The sequence below is a fragment of the Staphylococcus sp. HMSC069D12 genome, from assembly GCF_001810405.1.
GTDB classification, from domain to species: domain Bacteria; phylum Bacillota; class Bacilli; order Staphylococcales; family Staphylococcaceae; genus Staphylococcus; species Staphylococcus haemolyticus.
Genome location: NZ_KV801100.1, coordinates 109,363 through 134,032, shown reverse-complemented (window position 1 = coordinate 134,032; position 24,670 = coordinate 109,363). Strand labels below are relative to the sequence as shown.

At 33.6% G+C, this 24,670-nt stretch carries 22 protein-coding genes; 9 read left to right on the top strand and 13 right to left on the bottom strand.

Annotation, left to right across the window (positions count from 1 at the left end):
* Positions 1 to 94: 94 nt before the first annotated feature.
* The 4 genes from HMPREF2737_RS03715 to HMPREF2737_RS03700 all read right to left on the bottom strand — a co-directional run bounded on the left by HMPREF2737_RS03715 (position 95) and on the right by HMPREF2737_RS03700 (position 4,143).
* Complete coding sequence (locus HMPREF2737_RS03715; RefSeq protein ID WP_037538548.1) at positions 95 to 1,834, bottom strand: pyruvate oxidase; 1,740 nt, start codon at positions 1,832 to 1,834, stop codon at positions 95 to 97.
* A gap of 52 nt (positions 1,835 to 1,886) precedes the next feature.
* Positions 1,887 to 2,573, bottom strand: coding sequence for an LrgB family protein (locus tag HMPREF2737_RS03710; RefSeq protein ID WP_037551575.1), 687 nt, complete (start codon positions 2,571 to 2,573; stop codon positions 1,887 to 1,889).
* 1 nt (position 2,574) lies between these two features.
* Positions 2,575 to 2,961, bottom strand: coding sequence for a CidA/LrgA family protein (locus tag HMPREF2737_RS03705; RefSeq protein WP_029376681.1), 387 nt, complete (start codon positions 2,959 to 2,961; stop codon positions 2,575 to 2,577).
* 297 nt (positions 2,962 to 3,258) lie between these two features.
* A complete protein-coding gene (locus tag HMPREF2737_RS03700) occupies positions 3,259 to 4,143 on the bottom strand; it encodes a cidABC operon transcriptional activator CidR (protein ID WP_016931243.1) in 885 nt (294 codons plus the stop codon).
* A 192-nt stretch (positions 4,144 to 4,335) separates the two neighbouring features.
* Here HMPREF2737_RS03700 and HMPREF2737_RS03695 point away from each other — a divergent pair, with 192 nt between their 5' ends.
* Together HMPREF2737_RS03695 and HMPREF2737_RS03690 are read left to right on the top strand one after the other, a co-directional pair.
* Positions 4,336 to 4,551, top strand: coding sequence for a sterile alpha motif-like domain-containing protein (locus tag HMPREF2737_RS03695; RefSeq protein ID WP_016931242.1), 216 nt, complete (start codon positions 4,336 to 4,338; stop codon positions 4,549 to 4,551).
* A gap of 540 nt (positions 4,552 to 5,091) precedes the next feature.
* On the top strand, positions 5,092 to 5,526 hold the full coding sequence (locus tag HMPREF2737_RS03690) for a CHAP domain-containing protein (protein WP_037551574.1): 435 nt from the start codon (positions 5,092 to 5,094) through the stop codon (positions 5,524 to 5,526).
* Positions 5,527 to 5,627: 101 nt separating this feature from the next.
* Here the strand turns inward: HMPREF2737_RS03690 and HMPREF2737_RS03685 are convergent, their stop codons facing one another.
* Together HMPREF2737_RS03685 and HMPREF2737_RS03680 are read right to left on the bottom strand one after the other, a co-directional pair.
* A complete protein-coding gene (locus HMPREF2737_RS03685) occupies positions 5,628 to 6,905 on the bottom strand; it encodes a hydroxymethylglutaryl-CoA reductase, degradative (RefSeq protein WP_037551573.1) in 1,278 nt (425 codons plus the stop codon).
* Positions 6,906 to 6,909: 4 nt separating this feature from the next.
* Complete coding sequence (locus tag HMPREF2737_RS03680) at positions 6,910 to 8,061, bottom strand: thiolase family protein (RefSeq protein WP_037551572.1); 1,152 nt, start codon at positions 8,059 to 8,061, stop codon at positions 6,910 to 6,912.
* A 294-nt stretch (positions 8,062 to 8,355) separates the two neighbouring features.
* Here HMPREF2737_RS03680 and HMPREF2737_RS03675 point away from each other — a divergent pair, with 294 nt between their 5' ends.
* Positions 8,356 to 9,522, top strand: a complete 1,167-nt coding sequence (locus HMPREF2737_RS03675; RefSeq protein ID WP_037551571.1) for a hydroxymethylglutaryl-CoA synthase — start codon at positions 8,356 to 8,358, stop codon at positions 9,520 to 9,522.
* An 89-nt stretch (positions 9,523 to 9,611) separates the two neighbouring features.
* Here HMPREF2737_RS03675 and HMPREF2737_RS03670 read toward each other — a convergent pair whose 3' ends face one another.
* A complete protein-coding gene (locus HMPREF2737_RS03670; RefSeq protein ID WP_037551570.1) occupies positions 9,612 to 10,133 on the bottom strand; it encodes a methylated-DNA--[protein]-cysteine S-methyltransferase in 522 nt (173 codons plus the stop codon).
* A 90-nt stretch (positions 10,134 to 10,223) separates the two neighbouring features.
* Between HMPREF2737_RS03670 and HMPREF2737_RS03665 the strand changes: the two genes are divergently transcribed.
* Entirely contained in the window at positions 10,224 to 10,523 is a 300-nt protein-coding gene (locus HMPREF2737_RS03665; RefSeq protein ID WP_037551569.1) for a YrhK family protein, read from the top strand.
* Positions 10,524 to 10,597: 74 nt separating this feature from the next.
* On the opposite strand, the gene HMPREF2737_RS03660 is transcribed toward HMPREF2737_RS03665, so the two are convergent.
* Both HMPREF2737_RS03660 and HMPREF2737_RS03655 read right to left on the bottom strand, forming a co-directional pair.
* Complete coding sequence (locus HMPREF2737_RS03660; protein ID WP_037551568.1) at positions 10,598 to 11,548, bottom strand: CorA family divalent cation transporter; 951 nt, start codon at positions 11,546 to 11,548, stop codon at positions 10,598 to 10,600.
* A 175-nt stretch (positions 11,549 to 11,723) separates the two neighbouring features.
* Positions 11,724 to 12,194 (bottom strand): hypothetical protein, encoded by a 471-nt coding sequence (locus HMPREF2737_RS03655; RefSeq protein ID WP_037551567.1) that lies wholly within the window; start codon positions 12,192 to 12,194, stop codon positions 11,724 to 11,726.
* Between the two features lie 320 nt (positions 12,195 to 12,514).
* On the opposite strand from HMPREF2737_RS03655, the gene HMPREF2737_RS03650 reads away from it, so the two are divergent.
* Together HMPREF2737_RS03650 and HMPREF2737_RS03645 are read left to right on the top strand one after the other, a co-directional pair.
* Positions 12,515 to 13,063, top strand: coding sequence for a TetR/AcrR family transcriptional regulator (locus HMPREF2737_RS03650; RefSeq protein WP_037551566.1), 549 nt, complete (start codon positions 12,515 to 12,517; stop codon positions 13,061 to 13,063).
* Between the two features lie 112 nt (positions 13,064 to 13,175).
* Positions 13,176 to 13,622, top strand: a complete 447-nt coding sequence (locus HMPREF2737_RS03645; protein WP_037551565.1) for a VOC family protein — start codon at positions 13,176 to 13,178, stop codon at positions 13,620 to 13,622.
* A gap of 705 nt (positions 13,623 to 14,327) precedes the next feature.
* Here HMPREF2737_RS03645 and pruA read toward each other — a convergent pair.
* The gene (pruA, locus tag HMPREF2737_RS03640; protein WP_037551564.1) at positions 14,328 to 15,872 is read right to left on the bottom strand and encodes an L-glutamate gamma-semialdehyde dehydrogenase; all 1,545 of its coding nucleotides are present in this window, start codon (positions 15,870 to 15,872) and stop codon (positions 14,328 to 14,330) included.
* 277 nt (positions 15,873 to 16,149) lie between these two features.
* Here pruA and HMPREF2737_RS03635 point away from each other — a divergent pair, with 277 nt between their 5' ends.
* A complete protein-coding gene (locus HMPREF2737_RS03635; RefSeq protein ID WP_037551563.1) occupies positions 16,150 to 17,100 on the top strand; it encodes an NAD-dependent epimerase/dehydratase family protein in 951 nt (316 codons plus the stop codon).
* Positions 17,101 to 17,279: 179 nt separating this feature from the next.
* Here HMPREF2737_RS03635 and HMPREF2737_RS03630 read toward each other — a convergent pair whose 3' ends face one another.
* From HMPREF2737_RS03630 to HMPREF2737_RS03620, 3 genes are all read right to left on the bottom strand, one after another.
* On the bottom strand, positions 17,280 to 19,784 hold the full coding sequence (locus HMPREF2737_RS03630; protein WP_037551562.1) for a glycosyltransferase: 2,505 nt from the start codon (positions 19,782 to 19,784) through the stop codon (positions 17,280 to 17,282).
* Between the two features lie 248 nt (positions 19,785 to 20,032).
* Positions 20,033 to 20,608, bottom strand: a complete 576-nt coding sequence (locus tag HMPREF2737_RS03625; RefSeq protein ID WP_037551561.1) for a sugar O-acetyltransferase — start codon at positions 20,606 to 20,608, stop codon at positions 20,033 to 20,035.
* 143 nt (positions 20,609 to 20,751) lie between these two features.
* On the bottom strand, positions 20,752 to 21,621 hold the full coding sequence (locus tag HMPREF2737_RS03620) for an SDR family oxidoreductase (protein ID WP_037551560.1): 870 nt from the start codon (positions 21,619 to 21,621) through the stop codon (positions 20,752 to 20,754).
* Positions 21,622 to 21,854: 233 nt separating this feature from the next.
* On the opposite strand from HMPREF2737_RS03620, the gene HMPREF2737_RS03615 reads away from it, so the two are divergent.
* Both HMPREF2737_RS03615 and HMPREF2737_RS03610 read left to right on the top strand, forming a co-directional pair.
* Positions 21,855 to 22,061: a hypothetical protein gene (locus HMPREF2737_RS03615; RefSeq protein ID WP_011274822.1), complete on the top strand. Its 207-nt coding sequence runs from the start codon at positions 21,855 to 21,857 to the stop codon at positions 22,059 to 22,061.
* A 203-nt stretch (positions 22,062 to 22,264) separates the two neighbouring features.
* Positions 22,265 to 24,652, top strand: a complete 2,388-nt coding sequence (locus HMPREF2737_RS03610; RefSeq protein ID WP_037551579.1) for a heavy metal translocating P-type ATPase — start codon at positions 22,265 to 22,267, stop codon at positions 24,650 to 24,652.
* Positions 24,653 to 24,670 lie beyond the last annotated feature (18 nt).

The following is a 24,670-nucleotide window of genomic DNA, read 5'->3' as shown; positions in this document are numbered from 1 at the left end:
TTTTTAGTCATCAGTCCAATTTATTATAGAGCCAAATATTCATAAAAAAACACTGACAAAAGCATTGCTTTCGTCAGTGTGTCGAATCTATTTCTTATAAGAAACGTTTAGCAGCGACAGAAATTGGTGGAATTTCGTCGAAGTCTAATTTTTTATCTTCAGTGATTGATCTGTAAGCCCATTTACCATAGTTGATTGCTTCTTCATTAACAATTTTACCTGGTAATGGTGCGGCATTTGGATCAACATGTACATCAACGATTGTTGGTACATTTTCATTTAACGCTGCTTCTACTACTTCATCGATACGGCTAGGATCTTTTAATACATAACCTTTACCGCCTGCAGCTTCAGCGAATTTAGCATGGTCCATATCAGAGAAATCAATGGCATATTCTAATTCACCTGCAGCTTGTTGTTCATATTTAATAAATGATAATTGTTTGTTATTCATAACAAAAATTGTCATTGGTAAGTCATATTGAACAGCAGTTGCAAAGTCTTGCATTACCATTTGGAATGCACCGTCACCGCTAATTGAGATAGCTTGACGTTTAGGGAAAGCGATTTTAGAAGCAATTGCTCCTGGAAGTCCGCAACCCATTGTACCTAACCAAGAAGAAATAATAAATTTATTATTTACCGATAAGTTTAGGTAACGTGTTGACCAAACTGTAGATGTACCTACATCGATTGAGAATACAGCATCATCGTCACTATATTTACTAATTGATTTCATTAAACGTTCTGGGCGGATTGGTGTGCTTTCTTGATTCATATCTTGTTCCATCCATTTATCCCAAACAGCTTTACGTTCTAATGTTTTTTCTAAGAATGGGCGTTGTGGTACGTGTTTGATAACATCAGTTAATTGATGGAAAGCAAGTTTCGCGTCACCAACGATACCAACATTGACACTGAAACGATGTCCAATTACATCTGGGTTTGTATCAATTTGAATTGCTTTAATATTTTTCTTAGGTAGGTAGTCAACGTAAGGGTAGTTAGTACCTGCCATGATTAATAAATCGGCATCTTGAATTGTTTGGTAAGATGTTTTTGTTCCGATTTTACCTAAGTTACCGATGCTATATGGGTGATCATCAGGAATGATTGTTTTAGCTGGTAACGTATGAATTACTGGAATTTTAGCCGCTTCTACAAATTCACGTAATTCATCTTTAGCATTTTGTGCACCTACACCAATAATCATTACTGGTTTTTTACTTTTATCGATTAATTTTGCAGCTTTTTTAATGCTACGTAATGTTGGAGTTGGTGCTTTTGGTTTAGTAGTGTCTATAGCACGGTGAGTTGTGTCTTTAATTTTTTGAGTTAATAAGTCATTAGGGCATACAACTACTGCTACACCACGTTTTTCATATGCTGTACGAATAGCTTCGTTAACAATTTCAAATACGTTATCACCTTTTTGAATTTGGTGATTATATACAGATACATCTGAAACCATATCAGTAATGTTTGTTTCTTGGAAAGCTTTTGTACCTAATAAAGTACTATTTGTTTGACCTGCTAAAATTAATTGAGGTACGCGATCCATTTTTGCATCATACATACCATTTAATAAGTGGACGATACCAGGACCACCAATACTTAATGCCACCCCAATTTTACCTGTCATTTTAGTGTATGAAGCTGCAGCTAAACTTGCTACTTCTTCATGACGTACATGATAGAATTTAAATGAGTCTCTAACAGTACGTAGACTATCTACTACTGCGTCAATTGAATCCCCTGGAATACCATATAAGTGATCAATATCCCATGCTTCTAACGCTTTAACTAATGCTTCGTTTGCTTTTATCTTCGCCATTATTACAATAGCTCCTTTCTCTTTTTAAACGAGTACAATATATATATTCCCTTTAGTAGAATAAAATAATCATAATTGGAATAAGTATCGAACTAATTACAGCAGTTAATATCATTCCAATTGAACTGAATGCACCAGATTCATTATCGTGTTCTAATGCTTTTGCGGTACCAAAAGCGTGTGATGCATTCCCATATGTTAACCCTCTGGCAATAGAGGTCTTAAAATTACCTACTTTCAATAACATTGATCCCATCATACTACCTATTAAACCTGTAGTTATAATGAATAATACTGTAATCGTATCAGTACCACCTAATTCCTGTGATACTTCGATACCTACAGCAGCTGTTATTGAACGTGGTAATATTGTTACTATCGTCTCCTCATCGTAACCCAATAAGTTTAACGAGGTAAACACTAACACAAAATTAAGTATTACGCCAACCATCACGCTTGAAAAGATAATACTTAAATTCTCAATAATTTTATGTCGATTCTTATATAGTGGGTAAGCTAAACATACAACAGTGGCATTCAATAAATGATTGATCCATTTACCACCTGTCATATAATCATGATAGTTTTGATGTGTTAACAATAATACAATAATGACACCAACCGAACCTACTAACGCTGGGTTCAAAAATGGATTATCATATTTTTGTTGTAGCTTTTTTGCAGAAAAATACATAACGACGGTCAACAATATCATTAAGATAGCTTGAATGAATGTCATACTATTGATGACCTCTCTTAACGTTAGGTTGTTTAACCATCTTTTCAGCGATGTAACCAGAAGCTAGTGCAACGCAACTTGTACCTACAATAATTAATAAGAAGAAAATGATATAACTCTTTGTAATATCAGAAACAACATCCATTATTCCTACTACAGAAGGTATAAAGAAAAACACCATTGTAGCTAATAGAAATTCTGCGCCGTCAGATATCCAATTCATACGTATCACTTTCAGTTCAAGTAAAATGTACAACATTATCATGCCTACGATACTTCCAGCTAGTGGTATATGCAATAATGTTTGCAATAAACTACCTAAGTAACTAATGACTATGATAATGGCAATTTGTATGATAACTTTTGAAATAAATAATACTTTTTTCAAGATGACTGACCTCCCACTAAAATATGTCGAAATTGTTACAGTGAAATTTAAACCTACATTCATCATTCTAATTCAACCTAAGAAAATAGAAAAATATCCATTTTAAATACCACCTATAGTTTATTTCTATGTAATCGCTTTAATAACTATACGTATTGGTGTGATTGAATTTCGATGACAATATTATTGCGTTCGGAACGAACCCAACATATGCAAATAAAATAGAGAAGCGTTTCGTTTAAACGCTTCTCTATTTTTATTTATCTATTTATTGTGCTTGTTGTTATGAAGTATTATTTAGTCATATTTTAATCTTTTGCTCATAAATTCTATCCATTTAGAGGTAGCGTGACTTAATAGTTTATCCTTTTTCCAAATTGCACCTAGTTCCCAACTCATTCCAGTATCCTCAATCTTAATACTTCTGATATTGTCTTTGAGCATGTTAGCGATGTGCTCTGGTAAGATACTTACACCTAAACGTGCCAGCAACAGATACTCAATAAAGTTCCATTGCGAGACATTTGAAACCGTATTTGGGAGAAAACCTGCATTTTTAGCTGCGGCAATAATTTTATCATTAAGGTAAAAGTCTTCGTTAAACAATATAAAATCTTCATTCTTAAGTTCTGCCATTGTAACAGAATCACGTGATGCAAGGTCATGTTCTTTACTTACAACTAATCTCAAATCTTCGCTATATAATGGTAAATAGTCAAAGACGTTCTCATCTATTGGAATGGTAGTAATTCCAATATCAATTTGATCATTAATAAGTCGCGTCTCTATAGATTTACCGCCACTTTCATTTAAATTATACGTAACGTTTGGATAGAGCTTGTGAAACTCCCCTAGTATGTAGATAAATTGTTGCATGTCCATTACTGCAGACATACCTATATTGATATGACCTGTTTCTAATCCTAATAGCCCATTAATTTCGAAAGGAATATTATCATATAACGTTATAATTTCTTCGCACTTTTTATAGAATATTTTACCCGCATCAGTGAGTACGAGGTAACGCTTTTGACGATCAAATAATGTCATTTTCAATTCATTTTCTATATCTTTAATTGCTTTACTAATCGTCGGCTGCGCTATGTATAGAGATTTCGAAGCATTTGTCATACCACCTTGATTAACTACTTCCATAAAATATTTCATATGTTTGATGTCCAAATGCTCACCCTCTTTGTTCATTATTGTAATTTCATTATACACGAAATATTTTTGAGAAAATAAAAATATGTAAAGTTAAACTAAATATTTCCGAGAACAAGTCTAATTCAAATTCAATGTAAGACCCTATATGTTTCATTATAAAAAAATGTTATAATCACATAGGCTCAAATTGATTGAAGAGGTGAGGCATTGAGCTTTTACGAATTTATGCAAAATTTTGTTGGTGATGACACACCATTAGGTGAATTGGTAAATTGGATTAATCAAGATAGCAATTTCCCTAGAGAAGTGAAGAGCCAAGCAGAAGTATTGTCATATTTTCGAAATAATCCATGTCCAGAAAACATACCCGTGACTATCGTTAAAAGAGCATTGGCTGTTTTTAACCAATTCACAAATGTATGATTTCTAACTTGTTATTATACATCATGGACGTATCATCTCACCAAGCGCCTTTATGGCGCTTTTTTTGGGAGTGGGACAGAATTCTATTTGAATTCGTTGTATCCCCAGCTTGCATTGCTTGTAGAATTTCTTAGTGAAATTCTTTTTGCTGGGGCCCCGCACAACCCCGCAAAGATTACTAGAGCTGAGAATAGCTGATTAGCGCATCTTCTCAGTTCAGTCAGCTATTGCGAATATAATAGGTGAATTTAATATATTATTTTTATTTCTAAGCGCCTTAATGGTGCTTTTTTTATAGGGTAAACTTCAAATCAATTGCACATTTAAAATTAAGTAATGCTTTGAACTTTAAGACATTACCGTGCTACTATCTTAAATTGTGCAAAATCACTTTAATGTAAAATAAATTACAAATTACACTGTTATATTTCATATATATTACAGTTACTTGTATAATTCGTTTCTTATATTGTATTAGACCTTTTTAACGAATATGATTAATACAGTTTTTAATTCTTTTATATTTTGAAGGGAACAAAAATGAAATTTAAAAAATTATTTTCACGTCTTTTACTCGCTACTGGAATCATGTTCGCAGGGACTTTTACATATCAAAATATTGAACATATGCACGTATCTGAAGCCGCTTCATATAACTACTATACGAAAGGTCAATGTACTTGGTGGGCATACCAACGACGCGCTCAACTAGGTAAACCTGTATCAAATCGTTGGGGAAATGCAAAGAACTGGTATTACAATGCACAACGCTCTGGTTATAGAACTGGTCACACGCCTAAACGCTACGCAGTAATGCAATCTACTGCAGGCTATTATGGCCACGTTGCTGTAGTTGAGCGTGTATATAGTAACGGTAGTATTAAAGTTTCTGAATACAATTACAATAGACCGAATGCATACGGAACTCGCTACTTAAGTAAATGGTCTGCACGTAGTTATAATTACATCTACTAAAATAAATAATGATATATAAATGATAAATAAAAGCCACTATTTATGAATCGAGGTATTGAATTAAGTACCTCACTCATAAGTAGTGGCTTTTCTATATATTGTTATTGTTGTCGTAAATCTTTTAAAATTTGTTGAGCCGTAGCAGTATTTGCTTTAGGCGCAGTTTTCAATGCTTCGGCAACACAAGCAATCTCATCACCTTGAGCACCTACTACGATTGCTAATGATTTGTATTGTAAACTCATATGACCTTTTTGAATACCTTCAGAAACTAAGGCTCTACATGCTGAAAAGTTCTGTGCCAATCCTACAGCAGCAACAACTTGACCTAATTCTTGTGCTGTTTGAACATTTAATAATTCAAGTGATGCTTTCGCAATTGGCAATACTTTCGTACCACCACCAACAATTGCTAATGTCATCGGTACTTCTATTGTTCCGACTAAGCGACCACGTTCTTTATCAAACTTCCAAGTCGCAATACCTCTATATTGTCCATCACGACTAGCATATGCATGTGCACTTGCTTCTGCTCCGCGTGTATCATTACCAGTTGCTAAGACTACGGCGTGAATACCATTCATAACACCTTTATTGTGTGTTGCAGCACGATGTATATCGACTTGTGCTAGTACAGAAGCACGCTCCATGCGTTGTGCTACTTCTTCACCAGAACGATCACCTTTATTTAAATCTTTGATATCAATTTCACCTTGAACTCGTACTACTGAGGCTGTGGCATGGTTAGACAAAATGCTCATAAGCACATCTCGATCTGGAAACTCATTGTTCATATGTGCAGTTATAGCTTCCAAGATTGTATTAAGCATATTGGCGCCCATTGCATCTTTAGTATCTACAAATACTTTTAAAGACAATAGTTGATTCTCTGGGAACGTATCAATTTCAATACGTCTGTAACCACCACCACGTTCTATAATTGATGGGTAAGCTTCAGCTGCAATATGTTCAATTTGTGGTTCTAAATCGTAAATTGCTTGTGCCAAGTCATCGGTATCACTTACGTCATCAAATACAATTTGACCAATCATTAGTCGTTCACTCTTAATAGTTTTAAAACCACCTGTATTATTGACTAACTTAGCGCCATAACTTGCAGCAGCTACTACAGAAGGTTCTTCAACCATCATCGGTACAACATATTCTTTATCATCGACAATGATTTTAGGTAATAAACCTACAGGCAATGTGCCTTGACCAATTACATTCTCAATTAAGCTATTCGCAACTTCTTCATTAATTAATGGATTTTTTAGTAAAACATCATAATTAGCATCTGTTAACCATCCATAATCAACAAGTTGTTTTAATTTATCTTCACGAGATAAATGTCGAAATGTCTTATCTAAACTCTTCATAGCATTATTCCCCTTTATCAATCATTAGAGCGATACCTAATCCTCCACCAATACATGCTGTAGCAATACCCGTACGTTTATTTTCTTGTTCAAGTGCGTTCACTAAAGTAGTGACTAATCTAGCACCACTGGCACCAATTGGGTGTCCTAGTGCAATAGCACCGCCATAGATATTTAATTTTTTATCTGGAATATGCAAATTGTCTTTGACTGGTATACTTTGTGCGGCAAATGCTTCAGTCATTTCTACAATATCAACATCATCGATTTTGCTATCCGTTTTATCAAGTAGTTTCTCAACAGCATAGAATGGTGCATAGCCCATATATTGAGGATCACAACCTACTTCCGCATAATCTCCAACGATTCCTAAAATGTCGTAACCATGCGCTTTAGCATATGATTCCTCCATTAAAATGAGTGCAGATGAACCATCGTTAATACTTGAAGCATTACCACCAGTTACTGTTCCATCTTCTTTGAAAATTGTCTTTAATGTTGCAAGCTTCTCGACACTACTATTTGGACGAACACCTTCATCAGAAGTCATTTGTTCCCCTTCCGCGTCAGTCATACCGATAATTTCATTATTAAATTTACCATCTTGCGTCGCTTTAGCAGCTTTAGCTTGTGAATGGTTTGCGAACTCATCTTGCATTTCACGCGTAATGTCATATTTTTCAGCTATGTTCTCAGCTGTTACACCCATTGGTACATAATGAAAGGCATCTGTTAAACCATCATGCATAAAGCTTTCCACTGGTTCTTGACCTTCTTTTAAGATTAATTGTGGGGCATTTGTCATACTTTCAACTCCACCCACTGCAACAACATCCGCTTCACCTAGTTGAATTAACTGTTTCCCTAATATAATTGCTTTAAGACCTGATCCACATACCTCATTAATTGTCATAGCTGGTGTTGTATCAGGTACACCCGCTTTAATCGCAATTTGACGTGCTGGATTTTGTCCTACACCACTTTGTAGCACGTTACCGAAGATAACTTGTTGTATTATATTAGGGTCAATATTTGCTGAATCGATTGCACCTTTCAAAGCTGTCGTTCCCAATTCAACTGCAGAATAATTTCTTAATTTACCTTTATATCTACCGATTGGCGTTCTTTTAGCACTAACTATAGCAATTTTTTTCATTCTTTATCTCCTTATATGTAGTTTATATATAAATTGTAATTTAGTTATTTAATTTGGTAAAATAACTATTAATATGATTATTAATAATAGCCGATAGAAGTTATCTCACACTCAATGTTATACCATGCAGTTTCACGTATTTTATTATATTACTATATTAAACGACATGCGTTATTGCATTTAACTTTTCTTATGAAAACGCTTTCTATTAGTGAGCATTTTAAATGAAATTGTCTCAAAATGCTACTATTAATATGAATTATAAAATTAGAATAACGAAAGGATGTAGTGCCCGTGAGTATAGGAATCGATAAAATTAACTTTTACGTACCTAAATACTATGTAGACATGGCTAAGCTTGCAGAAGCTCGCCAAGTTGATCCAAATAAATTTTTAATTGGGATTGGTCAAACTCAAATGGCAGTCAGTCCAGTATCACAAGATATTGTATCTATGGGGGCTAATGCTGCTAAAGATATTATAACAGATGATGATAAAAAACATATTGGAATGGTCATTGTAGCAACTGAATCTGCAATCGATAATGCAAAAGCTGCTGCAGTACAAATTCACAATTTACTAGGTATTCAGCCATTCGCACGCTGCTTCGAAATGAAAGAAGCTTGCTATGCTGCAACACCTGCAATTCAATTAGCTAAAGACTACATTGAGAAACGACCTAATGAAAAGGTACTTGTTATCGCAAGTGATACAGCTCGATATGGTATTCAATCTGGTGGCGAACCGACACAAGGTGCTGGTGCCGTAGCTATGTTGATTTCAAATAATCCAAGTATCTTAGAATTGAATGATGATGCCGTTGCATATACTGAAGATGTGTATGACTTCTGGAGACCAACTGGACATAAATATCCATTAGTTGCCGGTGCATTATCTAAAGATGCATATATCAAATCATTCCAAGAAAGTTGGAACGAATATGCTCGACGTGAAGGGAAAACATTATCTGACTTTGAGTCATTATGTTTCCACGTACCTTTCACTAAAATGGGTAAGAAAGCTTTAGACTCAATTATCAATGATGCCGATGAAACGACGCAAGAACGTTTAACATCTGGATATGAAGATGCAGTATATTATAATCGTTATGTAGGTAATATTTATACTGGCTCTTTATATCTAAGTTTAATTTCATTATTAGAGAATAGATTGCTTAAGGGTGGTCAAACTATTGGATTGTTTAGCTATGGATCTGGTTCTGTAGGAGAATTCTTTAGTGCTACGCTAGTCGAAGGCTATGAAAAACAATTAGATATTGAAGGACATAAAGCCTTATTGAACGAACGTCAAGAAATTTTAGTTGAAGACTATGAAAGTTTCTTCAAGCGATTCGATGATTTAGAATTCGACCACGCTACTGAACAAACAGATGACGACAAATCTATTTACTACTTAGAAGCTATTCAAGACGATATACGTCAATATCATATTCCTCAATAACATTGACATTAATTAAGAGGCATTCGAAATAAGAGCAATTTAGTCTCTTGTCTCGAACGCCTCTTTATTAATAGGTAAATATATAGGTGTTATGGTTTAGTTGAATTTTTAGGTCTATACAATTTAGTCATATCTACTTTCTCAAGCTCAAGTAATTTAATTTTATGATTAATCGTGCCACCATATCCTGTTAAACTTCCATCTTTTCCAACCACGCGATGGCATGGAATAATAATAGAAATCGGATTGCTACCTACTGCACCACCTACTGCTTGTGCAGACATATTCGGCTTATTACGTTCTTCACCTACGCGTTTCGCTAGATCACCATACGTTTTTAATTGTCCATATTCTATTTCTTGTAGCTTTCGCCACACACTTTTTTGAAAATCAGTGCCTTCCGGTTTAATTGAAAAATCAATTTGCGGACGATTTCCTGAGAAATATTCATTTAACCACTCAACCACTTTTTTAAAAATTTCTAAATCAGGATTTGTTGGATGAGTAACCGTTGTGTCACTATATTTATAGAGTACATGTGTAAGTGACTCACCATCACTAATGAGTTCTAAATTTTGTACGGGAGATTCGTAAAGCATTGAATAAGACATCATACCACTCCTTTCTGACCATTATGAAGAAGTTTCATGTCAAAGTACAACGGGAAGTATGTTATTACTTAAAATAATGGAGGTGTTAAAATGGCTGGTTTAAATAAAGATGATGTTGATTTACATTTTAATACCAGTCAATTTAATGAAGATGATCATGCGAAGCAAATTTCATTCTTCTACAAAGCCCTATACCAAATCAACGATATCGTACTGGGCATTATATTTTTAATAGGTAGTTTTCTATTTTTTAGTGACCAAACAATGATTTCCGGCACGATACTATTTGTGATTGGAAGTATTCAAATGACAGCACGACCTGTGATCTCTTTTGTCCATGACATGAAACTGTCTAAATATTACAAACGTAAATATAAACGGCTCCTATAGGAAGAGAAGCAACATTAATAGGTATAAGCGTATGAATCTAACACTTGTAGAATCATACGCTTATTTTGTTTGCGCTAGAACCAGTCCTTCTTTTTGAAAAGAGTAATGAGTGAAACAACAACCACTAATGAAATAGGAATAAAGACGAAATAACTATAATGCCAATCAAGTTCTGGCATATAAGAGAAGTTCATGCCATACCAACCTGTTAAAAATGATAGCGGAAAGAATATAGACGAAATAATGGTTAAGACATCCATCACACCGTTAATTCTATTAGAACGGTATGACTCATTATTATCTTTAATATCATCTGTGATGTGCTCACATGCCATCAATGTATCTGTTTGTCTTAATATTCTACTATGAATATGTTTAATCAATAGTTGATATTCGTGTGATACGTCTAATGGTGATTCATCTATTATTTCATTTAGGAGTTGCTCCATAGGAATGAGCACACGTTTCAGTTTAATAATTTCAGAACGAATATTATATACGTCATCCATTAATTTACGGTTATTGACTTTATCTACATTTTGATCCTCAAAAGAGAAAACAGTGTCTTCAACATGATCCACATATTTAAAATATTGATGTGTAATCTTATCAACCATGATAGTTGTTAGTTCAATCGCAGTTATAGCTTTAGGTGACTTATTGAATGACGTAATGATATCTGATAATACATTCATAGGATATTTATGGACCGTGATTATCCAATCACCCTTAACAGTAATACTCAGTGGTTCTGCTGAGAAATTATTATGGCTAATCGCATGCAATATTAAATATAAATGCTGTTTCTGTGGGTGATTACTAACTTTAGGTCTCGTAACTGTAAATACAGATTCCTCAATGTGGTGTCTAGCAATATTGAATCGTTGAGTGAGTAATGCTTGATCGTTTTTCGTCGGATTCTCAAAATCAATCCACACAAGTTTGGCATTCTCAGGAATAGCTGAAAATATACATGCAGTATGGAAGTAATTTGCTTGGTCTTGAAAATGGACACGAATTGCCATAGTATCCCCTACTTTAGATAAGTTTTACTCATCAATACCACTTTTCAGAAAATGAAAACAAAAGGTTAGGACTATCATGTCGAATAGGAAAGAATTCAATATTCATTCATAGTCCTAGCCCCACAATCGTCCTAACCACTTATAACAATTCATTTATACTTATCAATTGATGTCATTAGTTTTGGTTAAAATTATATAATTCATAACCTTTATCTTTAGCATATTCAATTGCTAAAATTTCTAAAACATTAATAAACGCTGGTTCATCTTTAACATTGACATATTGGAATTTCAAATTATAATCTTCAGCTGTAATTGATTTAATATTCTCTTCATTAACACCTTTTTTTTGTGCTAAACCTTTTTTAAATTTAGTAGTGCCGACACCTGATTTTAAATTATATTGACCTAATTTATTAAATAAGTCTTTTGTAATAAGTTGGTAACCTGTAGAATAGCCACCTGTTTGACCAACGAAGATAGGCGTCTTTTTATCGAAAATAACATATACGCCAAATTTGTCTTGAACTTTTTCACGATCTTCTTTGCTAAATGTTAATGCATTATCTTTATCATATTTGAATAATTTTTTAAGTTGCTTCTTATTATCTTCTTTAATTTGATCTAATTGTTTAGTGCCTTTCATAATTAAAATCCTCCCATATAGAATATATTTATAAATTCAGACTTGGAAAATAGAATAAATTTATAAAAATTACAATTTTATTTTTAGTAGTTAAACAATGTTTCTATTTGGATATCATATACCCTTTCAAAACGCTTTAAAACGCTTTACCAAATTCATTACACAATACATTTCTTATTTTTAATCAGTTTATTTTTTATACGTAATTTAAATTTTTAATGTAAGTGCATGTTTATTTATGTATTTATATAATCTATAATTAAATATTATGTTTCACCAAATTTATTAGATTCTTCTATCTATGTTAGGGGAGAACAATTTTGAATGATAAAGACTTACGGGTAATTAAAACTAAAAAGGCATTAACTGGTAGCTTATATTCATTGCTCGAACAAGAGATGTTTACAACATTAACGGTTAATAAAATTTGTAAGCATGCTAGTGTTCATCGCACTACTTTTTATAAACATTTTTATGATAAATACGAATTGTTGAAATATCTATTAAAATTAACACACGATGACTATTTTGCGACTAATATTAAAGAACGTTTGAATAATCCTTTTCAAACTTTAGCTAATTCCTTCAATAAGGAAGAGATATCTCGAATTGAACTTAAGCAATATAACGATAAAGAGTTTGAAGATGTTCGCAATAATTATTTAATTGAAATAATGCAAAAGGATTTCAAAACCAACATGCATCGTATTACTGTTGATAATGTAGTACCGAAAAGCCTAGTATTCTATGTGTTCGGTTCGGTACTAAATGCATTTATCGATTGGAAAAAGAATGAAAATGTCGAGATTAAACCTAAGCAAATGGACCAAATCTTTCATAAACTTATCAATGTCAAAGCACATGATTAATTAGAATACTCAATCTATTTTGTTCAAAGTTTCACGACCGTATATTAATCGCTATTTACATCTATTCATTATATAATGGACTGGGTTACAAACTAACTAAAGGGGTTTTATCATGACTGAATTATTTCCATATTTAGCCTTTGAAAAAGCAAAAGACGCAATAGCATATTACGAAGAAGTATTTGGCGCTACAAACGTCAAAAGATTAGAAGTGAGCGAAGAACAAGCGGAACAATTTGGCATGACAAAAGAACAGGCTGCAGAAGCTACAATGCACGCTGAATTTGAAGTACTAGGTGTTAAAATTTTATGCTCTGATTCATTCGGACGTGTAGAGAACATCAATAATGGAATTTCATTACTTATTGATTTCGATGTTAACAATCAAGACGATTCAGATAAAGTTCAACAGTTTTACGATAAAATTAAAAATCATGACTCATTAGACATTGAAATGCCACTCAAAGAACAATTCTGGGGTGGAAAAATGGGCGCCTTTACAGATAAATATGGCGTACGTTGGATGTTACATGGTCAAGACTATACACAACTTAATTAATAATCACATTGATTTTATTAAACTACTAATCAAAGATGTTATGACATCCAATTCATAGATTAGTTAGAAGCAAATTCTATTGAAGTACTATAGAATTTGCTTTTTTTATTTAACATTAAAGTCATACTCATTTAAGAAAGTAGCGTTGATATAGATAATAAATAGAGTTTGGGAATGGGGCTCAGCAAAGAGATTTTTAACAAGAAAATCTACAAACAAAGCAAGCTAGTGAAAAATAACTTAAGTGCTTGAGCACTTAAGTAAGAAATTCTAAAGATGAATTACGAATATTGTTGCACGACTCTTGGCGTTTTAATTATTGAACACAAGTGCTGTTGCACTTGTATAAGGCGTTCTAAGATAGAATACAAAACATAGTTGCGAAGACCCCTAGGGTAGCAGTGCCAGTCGAAGACTACAGGCTGAGACGGCATCCCAGGAACGCGAAGCAGCTTATGTGAGTAATCATCTATCTAAGAACGCCTTTAGAGGACTACAGGCACGAGCCTTTCCCGCAAGAAAGCGTCGCAAATAAAATAAGTAAAAATTCATCTAAGAATTTCTTTACCCCCTTTAACAAGCATCTCAAGTTTAATGAAATAAAAATAAGTCAGTAAATGAATGGATTGCATTCATCTACTGACTATTTATTTAAAAATGTTATTTTAAATTTTATTGAACATGATATATATTGATCTTAATGGCTTAGAACATCTCTGAAACTACTTTTTGTTCTAAGAAGTTTAATAAGTAATCTGGGCTACCTGTTTTAGCATCTGTACCAGACATTTTAAATCCACCAAATGGATGATATCCTACAACTGCTGAAGTACATCCACGGTTAAGATATAAGTTACCTACTTCGAATTCATTAACAGCTTTAATCCAGTTTTCACGATTATTTGTAATAACTGCACCTGTTAAGCCATAGTCTGTATCATTCGCAATTTCAATTGCTTCTTCGAAATTATCAAATTTAGTAAAGCCAACCACTGGACCAAAGATTTCTTCTTGCATTACTTGATCAGATGATTTTAATCCTGAAATAATTGTTGGTTTAATGAAGTAACCTGTAGAATCATCAGCTTCGCCACCGATTTCAATTTTACCTTCTTTTCCACCAATTTCGATATATTTTTTAATTTTGTCGAATTGTTTTTTGTTAATAACAGGACCCATGAATGTATTATCTACAGTGTTACCAACTGTTAATTCTTTAGTTAATGCCACCGCTTTTTCTAATACTTCATCATAAACTGAACTGTGGACAATAGCACGTGAACATGCTGAACATTTTTGGCCTGAGAAACCAAATGCTGACGTTACAATTGATTCTGCAGCTAAATCAGTATCAATATTTTCATCAACGACAATCGCATCTTTACCGCCCATTTCTGCAATAACACGTTTTAAGAAAGTTTGGCCTTCTTGAACAACTGCGCTGCGTTCGTATATACGAGTTCCTGTTGCACGTGAACCTGTAAATGTAACAAAGTGTGTATGAACAGAATCAACTAAATAGTCACCGATTTCTTTCGGATCACCAGGTACAAAGTTAACAACACCTTTAGGAAGACCCGCTTCTTCTAAGATTTCGATTAATTTATACGCTGTTAATACTGTATCTTCAGCAGGTTTCAATAGAACCGTGTTACCAGCTACTACTGGTGCTAATGTTGTACCAGCCATAATTGCAAATGGGAAATTCCATGGTGGAATTGTAACACCAGTACCAATTGATTTATAGAAGTACTTGTTATGTTCCCCTTCACGATCTAATACCGGTTTACCATCTGCTAATTCCATCATTGAACGTGCATAGTATTCGATAAAGTCGATACCTTCTGCAGCATCGCCTACAGCTTCATCCCAAGGTTTACCTGCTTCATATACCATGACTGCAGAGATTTCCTCTTTACGACGACGAATAATTGCTGCAACACGTAATAATAACTCTGCACGATCTTTATGTGACCATTGACGCCATGTTTTATAAGCTTTGTTTGAAGATTCAAACGCTTTATCTACATCTTCCTTAGTAGCTTTAGATACTTTAGCAATTAATTCCTTTGTATTAGCTGGATTAATTGAATCAAATGTATCATCTTTAGTAATGTGCTCACCGTCAATCACAATTGGAAGTGTTTGACCAAGTTCACTTTTAACTTGCTCTAACGTTTTTTGAAATCTTTCTACATTTTCTTGTACTGAAAAATCAATCCCAGGTTCATTTTTGAAAGGTACTACCATTCTTAATTACCCCCTATGTATTTGTAAGAATTATAAAAATCAGTAAAACAATGACTTACTTAAAATGATAATTTATGTCATTAATTTCATTCTACTATGCTTTGGGTTATTTTTGCAATCGCTTACATTAATATTATCTGAAAAGTTTTAATTATCAGTCAGAGGTGGCCTGCTTCTCGAAACAAGTGAACTATATTATTATAATTTTATATTTTTATAAAAATAAAGTATAATAAATTTACACAATTTAACGACATCAAGAAAAGGAAGTTCACACATGAAAGCATTAATTACAGGCGGAGCAGGATTCATTGGCTCACATGTAGCCGAACATTTTGTTAAGCAAAATATCGAGGTACATGTCATAGATAATTTAAGTTCCGGATACTTACATAATATTCCCTTTGTTAATAAAGAACATATTTACGTAAAGGATATCACCGATTTTGAGTTTGTAACGCAATTAATACGTCAAGAACAATTTGATTATGTTATTCATTTAGCAGCCATGGTGAGTGTTGTTGAAACGATTGAGAAACCATCATTATCTAATCAAATTAATGTTGATGCCACAGTTCATCTTTTAGAAACCATTCGAACGTATAATAAGCAAATTAAAAAATTCATATTTGCGTCATCGGCAGCCATTTACGGTGATCTACCAAGTTTACCTAAATCCGTTTCTCTCTCTAAACCGTCGCCATTATCTCCATATGCAATACAGAAATACGCTGGAGAACAGTATGCTAAGATTTACAATCATTTATTCGATATTCCCAGCGCTTGTCTCAGATTCTTTAATGTTTATGGCCCAAGACAAAATCCTAACTCGGATTATTCAGGTGTCATATCAATAATGAATCATAAATTTACGAATCAAACTGAATTTACCTTCTATGGTGACGGTGAACAAACTCGTGATTTTGTTTACATTAATGATTTAATTGACGCTATGTGGCTTGTGCTTAATACCCCAACAACAAGTGGTTCAATATTCAACATAGGTACGGGCATACAAACAAATCTGAAAGCAGTTTTTAAAGCGTTTGAGAAGGGCTTCAAGTACAGTATCCCATGCCATTTTAAAGCACCAAGACTTGGAGATATTAAGCATTCTTGTGCTGACATTACACCACTTGAATCATTGGGTTATCATCCTCAATATGATATAGCCAAAGGCATTCAATCTTATTTGGCATATAATAAAGAACATAAAGTAAAATTATAAAACAATCGACTCAGATAAATTTAAAAGACAATCTCTATTTAATTTCAATAGAAATTGTCTTTTTATCATTTTAATTAACCAATGGAATTACTACATGCATTATTCAATCATATTAATACACATTCAAACGCTTTTTGGATCAAGAATTCTTTAAGTTTAATTGATATTGTATTTACTGATTATTTTAGAAGTTTATAGAACTCTTCTATCGCTAATTGATTGTATTCTTGAGCGTTAAACGTTTCATAATGTGGTGTTTGATGTTTGATAAAACGCTCTAAGCCGTGCTTAATATCATTGACATCATGACTCACTAACATCCCATACTTACCATTGTTTAATACATAACGATTCGCAATGATATCCGATGTCAATACGTTCATACCAAGTGATAGTGCTTCAAGTAGAACCATTGATTGGCCTTCATAATAAGACGTTAACGATAAAACATCTGCTTGTTTCATAATATAGAATGGATTTTTTCGTTGTCCTAATAAAAAGACATGCTGTTCTAACTTCAACTTACGAATTTGTTGTTCTAATTTATGTCTTAATGGACCTTCTCCTATAATATATAATTTCGTATTAGGATAATGCACGATAACCTTGCCAACCGCTTCAATTAATAAATCAAATCCTTTTTCAGGTGATAAACGGCCAACCGACACAATTTTAAAATCATCCTCTTTAAAAGGTACCGACGTCACTTTCCCTTTATTCACACTGACGAGCACCGGTACATTATTTTTCTCAAATTGATCAGCATCATCTAACATGAATTGCGATATTTCACTTAAATTAATCGTGTTTCTTGACGCTACAAATTTCTTATTTAGTGCTTTTTTAGCTATATTGCGCATATTTTGTTCTTTTGATGCGTCAGAAACACATACCAGTTTATCAAATTGATTATATAGTGTTATCAAACCTTTTAAATTTTGATAATGCGGTTTCACACCATTTATGGTTTTCTCCATATCCGCTTTGATATCACTATGAAGGTAGACCAATTTACGTTTAGCAGTCGTAGCTAAAATAAGATTCGCCCAAAACATAGAATACCCACTGAAATCTATCGCATAATCAAATTGACTTTCACCTAATACTTTGCGCATCTCACGTTCATATACATGTTTTGGATATAAGAAACGTTCTAATGCACTTTTTAGCCCTCGTTGTCTGACGAAGTCTACTTTATACGTCTCTTTTAACGACGCTGCTAAAGGGCCAACTCTTAAAATAATTCTTACATTTTGGTTAACATTATTCAGATTATTCAAGATTTCATCATTATTACTTCGATTTGTAAATAGTGTAACGTCATATTGATTGTAATCAATATTCTCTAATAAATTGATAACAGAAGAGGTAATGCCATTATTTTTCATTCCACCAGGATAAATTAATAGTCGTTTTTTAGCACATTTCTTTTCCTTTTTACGTTTATGTTTTGAGGTGAATACCCGGTCAATCACCTTGTCAGTAACATTTCCATCATCTAGATACGTATACGTATTTTTGAACGTTTGATAGTTATGTTGCACCTTACTTAATTGATATGTTTTCTGTTGTATCACTTGTACAACATCATCAATGGTATGCACAACCGGTCCCGGTAAATCCTGAGCATTGATATACATTCCTCTTTCAAATTGATATGCTTCGTAGTCTGGTGTATAAAAGACAATGGGTTTATTTGTGACTAAATAGTCAAAGAAGATACTTGAATAATCCGTTATCATTAAATCAACAAACGCCAATATTTCATTTGTATCAAAATAATCTGGAATAAGATATGGTTTTAGTGCCTCATTTTTAATTGCTTTTTTATAAATAAATGGATGTACCTTTACTAATACTTGATAATCAAGATGAAGTTTCAACTTTTCAACTTCTTCCACAATATGATTTAAACTTTCCTCAGGCGTGTTGACATCATCACCCCTCCAAGTTGGACAATATAACAATACTTTCTCATCAGTAATATCAATGTAAGATTTTAATTCATTAATGAGCATTTTTGAATCACTATTCAATGTAAGATCTATTCTTGGATATCCAATTTCTAAAATTTGCCCACCATAAATGTTATCCAATCTAAATGCCCTTTTAAAAATGTCTGACGTATGGCGATTAGGACTTATGATATAATCACTCGATAAAAAGTTTTTAATAATATTTTGCGAACCACGTAAGCCATTTTCTAGGTCTAGACCCATATATTTGAGTGGCGTCCCATGCCATGTGTTCACATAAATTTGATCAGGCTTTTTAATGAAATAGGCTGGAAATGTTGAGTTGTTAATTAAATACTTACATTCGGTTAGTGCCCTTAAATACTCTGGAGATTCTTTAATCACGAATTCAATATTTTTGTATTTCTCAAATTTCTTTTTATAAAATTCTAACGTTTCGGTAGTGTCGACGACCCATTTATGCGTATATTTACGATATTTGGGATGATGAATCAAACGTTTAAAGATAGCATAAGGACTATCTGTAATACTTTTTCCATCTCTTACTTGGTATAGAATATCGTGTTGTTTAACTTTATTCGCTTCATAATTTTGCGCATAACGCATTATTTTACGTGTATAAGCTGAGTTATTTCTTCTTTGTAAAGGTGTCGTTATAAATTTGAATTTACGTCGACTTTGATTTTGTAAAAATGTTTTCAGTTTCATATTCATTTTCCTTTCTAAGTTGTATTTCGTTTCTAAAGTTGATGTCATAAAATGAATGTTTTGAGTTACATTTTGATTCTTAAATATGTATGGAGATAAACTCCCATATACACTCCAAATATATTATATCATTTATCTATCTTATATATTATATAACTAATTTATTTTATATATTAAATTCTTAGATACAAATAACCTTTGAGCCACCGGACGACTCAAAGGTTATTTATACCTGACCTATGAAATGACTATTTAGATGCGCCATTTTCATTTATCTCTCTTATTACTTTAGCTGGTACACCGGCAACTAAACTATTTGGTGGTACATCCTTAGTTACGACACTTCCTGCTGCTATAACTGAACCATCTCCAATCGTTACACCAGGCGTGACAACGACATTGCCACCAAACCAAATATTATTTCCAATCGTAATCGGCTGTGCTAACTCTAATCCTGCATTACGTTCTTTAGATGTTAATGGATGATGCGCAGTATAGAATCCACAAGATGGCCCTATAAATACATCATTACCTATTGTGATGCCTCCTCCATCCATAAAATAACAATTACTATTAACAAACACATTTTTGCCTAATTTAACATTCCAACCATAATCTGTATCGAACGGACTATTAATTGCGACATTCTCTAATGTATAACCAAATAATTCAGTTAATACTGCTTGTCTTCTACTGTCATCACTCGGACGCGTTTGGTTAAAGTCAAAACATAAATCTTTTGCACGTACTCGTTCAGTTTCCAAATCTTTATCAAAATTGGCATCATACCACTGGTGTGCTAACATCTTTTCTTTTTCTGTCATTGTACTTACCCACCTTCATTTAATATTTATATTACAGTTTAAACAAATTAAGTGGTTTTCGCACGGAAACACTCCATTTTTCAACATATAATAAGCCATAAAGGCACTCAACACCTTTATGGCTCAATATAAGAAGCTTACTTTTAAGTTGTAATATAATCGCCACCATTAACATGTATAATTTGACCAGTGATATAAGAACTATCGGCGTTTGTCGCGAGGAACACGTAGGCTGGCGCTAGTTCAGCAGGTTGTCCACGTCGACCCATTGGTGTATTGCCACCTTGGTTCTCTACTTTGTCCTCATCAAAAGTAGCAGGAATTAATGGGGTATAAATTGGACCTGGAGCCACGCCATTAACTCGAATGTTTTTCTCCATTAGCGTAGTTGCTAATGAACGTGTAAATGAAACAATCGCACCTTTAGTTGAAGCATAATCAATTAAATGACCAGAACCACGATACGCCGTCACACTTGTCGTATTAATAATTGTATCGTTGTCACTTAAATATGGAACGGCAGCTTGTGATAAGAAGAACATGCCAAATATATTTGTTTCGAATGTATCTTTAAATTGTTCAGGCGTAATGTCCATGAAACTATCCTGAGGATATTGAACTGCACCATTATTAACTAGAATATTTAAATTACCAAAGTCTTGAACAACTTGTTGCACTAATTCTTTAGATTGCTGCGCATCTTTTAAATCATGAGCATAAGCTATAGCCTTTACGCCAATCTCTTTAAGACGATTAACAGTTTCCTCTGCATCTTCATGCTCGTTATAATAACCAATAGCTACATTAGCGCCTTCTTTAGCAAACAAGATTGCAACAGAGCGACCAATCCCTGAGTCACCACCAGTAATTAATGCAACTTTACCTTGCAATTTACCAGCTGCTTTATATTCATCTAGTTCTGAAATGGGTCTAGGATCCATGTCTTTCTCTGTTCCTGGTTGACGATTTTGAGTATAACCTTTAATTTGTTTATGGAATTCTAATAGATTCATTCATTTTCACTCCTTACCCATTTACTTAACCGTTCCCAATAAAGACTCTTTTGAAACAAAGGATCGAGTTGCATAGGGCAGTTCTACTTATTACAACTTTAGAACGATAAAAAGTCAGTTCCCTAGTCTCATGCAATTTTATTAGAAAGACTATATAATTAAATTAAACTTCTATTAAAAAAACCAACTAAAGCCACTAACGAGATATTACAGAAAAAGGAGTGCGACATTCTATGAGAGGTTTATTGAAAGGTATTATTGCATTGCTTATCATTCTTGGCGTTGTAAAGACATTCCAAGATCATGATGTAATGAACGAAGCAAATTATTATTATAATCAAGCCAAAAACGGTGAACTTGTTCAAAATATATCCAATTTTGATTTTAATAATTATAAAGACTTAAATTTAGAAAATTTTAAACCATCTGATTTTTTCTAAGTTAGCTGTATAATCTTTACAAATACAATAGTAGTCTAGGACATAAATAATATAATGATACTATTTTGCAAATTCGAAGTAGTAGGACAATGAATTCACAAAGATTTCTGTCCTACTTTTTTATGCGAAAAAGTAAGACATAAACATTGACTTGAATACCCTAAGGGGGTATATTATGTATGAATTGCAATGGAGGTGTCTTAATGAGCAATAAACAAAATGCCACATTGAACATTACTGGTATGACTTGTGCAGCTTGCTCAAATCGTATTGAAAAACGATTAAATAAAATGGATAACGTAAAAGCACAAGTTAATTTGACAACGGAAAAAGCAACGATTGAATATGATACTAATGACTATGCAATAAATGACTTTGTTACGACGGTTCAAAAGCTTGGGTATGATGTAGTCATTGACAAAGCTGAGTTAGACATAACTGGTATGACCTGTGCAGCATGTTCAAATCGTATAGAGAAAATATTAAATAAAGCACCAGGCGTTAAAGATGCGACAGTTAATTTAACGACTGAACAAGCTATGGTAGCGTATTATCCTGGGCAAACAGATTTAGATACCTTAATTGGACGAATTAGAAACTTAGGTTACGACGCACAACCTAAACAATCCGAAGAAGATCAAGCAAACCGAAAACAACAAGAACTTAAGCATAAGCGAAATAAATTAATGATCTCTGCTATTCTGTCATTACCTCTATTAATGACAATGCTCGTCCATCTCTTTAATATGCATTTACCCGACATATTAATGAATCCTTGGTTCCAATTTATCCTTGCGACACCTATCCAATTTATAATTGGTTGGCAGTTCTATGTTGGTGCTTATAAAAATTTACGTAACGGTGGAGCTAATATGGATGTGCTCGTTGCATTAGGCACTAGTGCTGCATACTTTTACAGTATTTATGAGATGATTAAATGGTTAACAGGTGCCACAAACATGCCTCACCTTTACTTTGAGACAAGCGCTGTACTTATCACATTAATTCTTTTCGGAAAATATTTAGAAGCACGTGCTAAATCACAAACGACGAATGCATTAAGTGAATTACTTAACTTACAAGCAAAAGAGGCACGACTAATTGATGACAATGGTATCGAAAAAATGGTACCGCTCAATCAAGTTAATGTTGATGATATCTTGTTAATTAAACCCGGTGAAAAGATACCTGTCGATGGTCAAATTATTAAGGGTGAAACTGCTATTAATGAATCAATGCTAACAGGTGAATCAATGCCAGTTGATAAACACGTTGATGATGCAGTAATAGGCTCAACTATGAATACGAATGGTGTTATTACAATTAAGGCAACTAAAGTTGGCAAAGATACTGCCCTATCCAATATTATTAAAGTGGTTGAGGAAGCTCAAAGTTCTAAAGCACCTATTCAACGTTTAGCTGATATTATATCAGGCTATTTCGTTCCAATTGTTATTGCGATTGCTTTACTGACATTCTTAATTTGGATTACACTTGTACATCCTGGTCAATTTGAAGATGCACTTGTTGCTGCGATATCAGTTCTAGTGATTGCTTGTCCATGTGCACTTGGTTTAGCTACACCAACTTCAATAATGGTTGGAACTGGTCGCGCTGCTGAAAATGGTATTTTGTTTAAAGGTGGCGAATATGTCGAACGTACACATCAAGTTGATACAGTTGTGTTTGACAAGACAGGAACACTTACACACGGCAAACCAGAGGTAACTTATTTTGAAGGTGACAAAGATATCTTAGCTTTAGTTGCTTCAGCTGAAAATAACTCTGAACACCCACTTGCTACTGCAATTGTTAACTACGCCAAACACCATAAAGTTAACTTGGTAAATGTCACAAATTATCAAACATTACCAGGTCACGGAATACAAGCTGTTATAAATAATACTAAGTTACTTGTTGGCAATCAAAAATTAATGTCAGAACACCAAATCAATATACAAAGCATTAAGCAGAAAATGGAACATATGGAAACTGATGGACATACTGTTATGCTAATTGCCTATGGCGACGAACTAAAAGGCATGGTTGCTGTAGCTGACACTGTTAAAGCATCTGCTAAAGAAGCTATCCAACAATTATCATCTATGAATATTAGAACGGTTATGCTAACTGGTGATAATGAACGAACTGCAAAAGCTATTGCTAAAGAAGTCGGTATTGATCAAGTCATTGCCGGCGTTCTACCTGAAGATAAAGCACAACATATAACGCAATTACAAGAACAGAAACATAGAGTTGCTATGGTGGGCGATGGAATTAACGATGCTCCTGCACTTGTCAAAGCAGATATCGGCATTGCAATGGGAACGGGTACAGAAGTAGCAATAGAAGCTGCAGATATCACCATTCTTGGAGGAGATATTCAATTAGTTCCTAAGGCCATTCATGCAAGTCATAAAACAATTCGCAATATTAAACAGAACTTATTCTGGGCATTTGGATACAATATTGCAGGCATCCCAATTGCGGCAATGGGATTACTTGCACCTTGGATAGCTGGTGCTGCGATGGCCTTAAGTTCAGTTAGTGTTGTAAGTAATGCCTTAAGACTAAAACGAATGAAATTATAATTACGAAGCATTTCTATT

Coding starts and splice junctions, on each gene's coding strand:
- HMPREF2737_RS03635 (WP_037551563.1), top strand. CDS start 16,150: ATGAAAGCATTAATTACAGGCGGAGCAGGATTCATTGGCTCACATGTA.
- HMPREF2737_RS03710 (WP_037551575.1), bottom strand. CDS start 2,573: ATGACATTCATTCAAGCTATCTTAATGATATTGTTGACCGTCGTTATG.
- HMPREF2737_RS03645 (WP_037551565.1), top strand. CDS start 13,176: ATGACTGAATTATTTCCATATTTAGCCTTTGAAAAAGCAAAAGACGCA.
- HMPREF2737_RS03665 (WP_037551569.1), top strand. CDS start 10,224: ATGGCTGGTTTAAATAAAGATGATGTTGATTTACATTTTAATACCAGT.
- HMPREF2737_RS03625 (WP_037551561.1), bottom strand. CDS start 20,608: ATGACAGAAAAAGAAAAGATGTTAGCACACCAGTGGTATGATGCCAAT.
- HMPREF2737_RS03680 (WP_037551572.1), bottom strand. CDS start 8,061: ATGAAAAAAATTGCTATAGTTAGTGCTAAAAGAACGCCAATCGGTAGA.
- HMPREF2737_RS03610 (WP_037551579.1), top strand. CDS start 22,265: ATGAGCAATAAACAAAATGCCACATTGAACATTACTGGTATGACTTGT.
- HMPREF2737_RS03685 (WP_037551573.1), bottom strand. CDS start 6,905: ATGAAGAGTTTAGATAAGACATTTCGACATTTATCTCGTGAAGATAAA.
- pruA (WP_037551564.1), bottom strand. CDS start 15,872: ATGGTAGTACCTTTCAAAAATGAACCTGGGATTGATTTTTCAGTACAA.
- HMPREF2737_RS03715 (WP_037538548.1), bottom strand. CDS start 1,834: ATGGCGAAGATAAAAGCAAACGAAGCATTAGTTAAAGCGTTAGAAGCA.
- HMPREF2737_RS03620 (WP_037551560.1), bottom strand. CDS start 21,621: ATGAATCTATTAGAATTCCATAAACAAATTAAAGGTTATACTCAAAAT.
- HMPREF2737_RS03630 (WP_037551562.1), bottom strand. CDS start 19,784: ATGAAACTGAAAACATTTTTACAAAATCAAAGTCGACGTAAATTCAAA.
- HMPREF2737_RS03655 (WP_037551567.1), bottom strand. CDS start 12,194: ATGAAAGGCACTAAACAATTAGATCAAATTAAAGAAGATAATAAGAAG.
- HMPREF2737_RS03660 (WP_037551568.1), bottom strand. CDS start 11,548: ATGGCAATTCGTGTCCATTTTCAAGACCAAGCAAATTACTTCCATACT.
- HMPREF2737_RS03670 (WP_037551570.1), bottom strand. CDS start 10,133: ATGTCTTATTCAATGCTTTACGAATCTCCCGTACAAAATTTAGAACTC.
- HMPREF2737_RS03690 (WP_037551574.1), top strand. CDS start 5,092: ATGAAATTTAAAAAATTATTTTCACGTCTTTTACTCGCTACTGGAATC.
- HMPREF2737_RS03615 (WP_011274822.1), top strand. CDS start 21,855: ATGAGAGGTTTATTGAAAGGTATTATTGCATTGCTTATCATTCTTGGC.